General features: G+C 72.0%; 1 protein-coding gene. It reads right to left on the reverse strand.

The annotated features are described in order from the left end of the window. Positions 1 to 26: 26 nt before the first annotated feature. Positions 27 to 1,434: AMP-binding protein (locus tag GWI24_RS44315; RefSeq protein WP_210951654.1), on the reverse strand; the 1,408-nt coding region annotated here is incomplete at its 5' end.

Consider the following 1,434-nt stretch of genomic DNA (forward strand, 5'->3'; position numbering starts at 1 on the left):
AGGCGCCACGACCCGCCGGACACCCCCTAGGCGACTCCCTCCGCGAACCGCTCCCGCAGCTGGTACTTCAGCACCTTCCGCAGCGTCTCGTTACGCGGCAGGGCGTCCACCACCTCGAGCCGCTCCGGCAGCTTGTGCACCGACAGCCCGGCCCCCCGCAGATACGACACGACCTGGTCGAGCGTCAGCGCCTCGGCCCCGGCCGGCTGCTCCACGACGGCGCAGACCAGCTCGCCCCGGTCCGGGTCGGGCAGGCCGATCACCGCCACATCACCCACGCCCGGGTGCTGGTACAGCAGCTGCTCGATCTCCTTGGCCGAGATGTTCTCGCCCTTGCGGATGATGATGTCCTTGACGCGGCCGGTCAGCACCAGATGGCCGCTCTCCGTAAGGTGGCCGAGATCGCCGGTAAGGAAGAAGCCGTCCGCGTCGAACGCCTTACGGGTCTCGGCCTCGTCCAGATATCCGGCGCAGACCGCCTCGCCGCGCAGCCGCACCTGACCGTCCACCACCCGGATCTCCATCTCCTTGGGCGGCCGGCCCTCGGTGGTGGCGAGGTTCTCGTCCGTGTCGTCCGGCGCCCCCATGGTGATCATGGGGACTTCGGTCATCCCATAGCCGTGGGTGAGGGTGCAGCCCAGCTCCCGTACGACCTCGTAGTAGAGCTCGGGCGGTTTGGGCGCGCCGCCGCCCGCGAGGAGCCGCAGGGTGGGGATGAGCCGGCGCGAGGGGTCCTTGCGCTGTTCGGCCAGGAACATCGAGTAGAAGGCGGTGCTGCCGCCCGCGACCGTCACCCCATGCCGCCGGTAGGCGGGCAGTGACTCCGGCAGCGAGAAGTGCTCAAGCAGCACGGCCGGGAAGCCGTAGAGCAGCAGCATCACGGTGTAGTCGGGCCCCGCGACATGGGCGTACGGGAAGGCCATGGACCCGACGTCGTCCGGGCCGAGCCGCAGTGCGTGGGCGAGGCAGGCACCGGCGGCGATGAGGCTGCGGTCGGTGTGCAGCACGCCCTTGGGGTCGGAGGTGGTGCCCGAGGTCCAGTAGATCCAGCGGACGGCCCGTCCGTCGGTGGGCGGAGGCGGCAGCCGCAGCGCCTTGGGGTCGGCCACCGGCAGCGTGTCGTACGCCTCGAAGACCATCGGCGGCTCGGGCAGTTCGGCGGCCAGGCGGCGCGCCATCGCGGTGTGGTCGAAGCCGCGCCACCGGCCGGGCACGGCGAAGAACCGTGCCCCGGACTCGCGCAGCGCGAACCGCACCTCGCGGTCGCGGTAGTACGGGATGAGCGGGGTCTGCACGGCGCCGAGGCGGGCGAGCGCCATGGTCAGCACGACCGTCTCGATCCGGGTGGGCAGCTGCCAGGCGACCCGGCTGCCGGGGCGTATTCCCAGCCGGTACAGCCCGGCGGCGGTCCGCTCGGCGCGGGTGCGCAGGGCG

Source organism: Streptomyces sp. MK37H, assembly GCF_018035285.1.
In the GTDB taxonomy this organism is placed as follows: domain Bacteria; phylum Actinomycetota; class Actinomycetes; order Streptomycetales; family Streptomycetaceae; genus Streptomyces; species Streptomyces endocoffeicus.